Here is a 427-nt window from a genome sequence, read left to right on the forward strand (position 1 = left end):
CCCGGTCGAGCACGCGTGACGCTTCACCACCCGCGTGGACGAGGCCGAGGAATGCGTCGAACAGGCCGGCGGCCTTGAGGGCGAGCTGGCCGTTGTAGTCGTGGATGTCGAGCATGCCGCCCTGGGTGCGCGCGGTCGGCGAGAGCTCCGCCTCGTAGATCGTCGACGGAATTCCGTGGACGTGGAGGACGCGGGCGAGCGTCAGTCCGCCGAGCCCGGCTCCGATGATCGTGACATCAGTGGTCATGGCGATTCCCTGCCTGTCGCATCTCTGGATCCCTGCATCTCTTGATCTCTTGATCTCTGTATCTCTGGAATGTCGTTCCACCCCACATTGGAACCCCGTTCCAGCGATGTCAAGCTGGAACGGGGTTCCAGAGATGTGCCAGGATGGGCGCATGGCAACCAGGGCGCGTCGTGCGGAACG

1 protein-coding gene is annotated in these 427 nt (G+C 64.2%); it reads right to left on the bottom strand.

Features of this window, described 5'->3' with window-relative positions; all coding sequences use genetic code 11:
* The coding region (locus G3I78_RS48870; RefSeq protein ID WP_203616557.1) for an FAD-dependent monooxygenase at positions 1-247 on the bottom strand (247 nt) is incomplete at its 3' end.
* Between the last annotated feature and the right edge of the window lie 180 nt (positions 248-427).

Source organism: Streptomyces sp. SID13726 (genome assembly GCF_010548375.1).
Classification (GTDB): Bacteria; Actinomycetota; Actinomycetes; order Streptomycetales; family Streptomycetaceae; genus Streptomyces.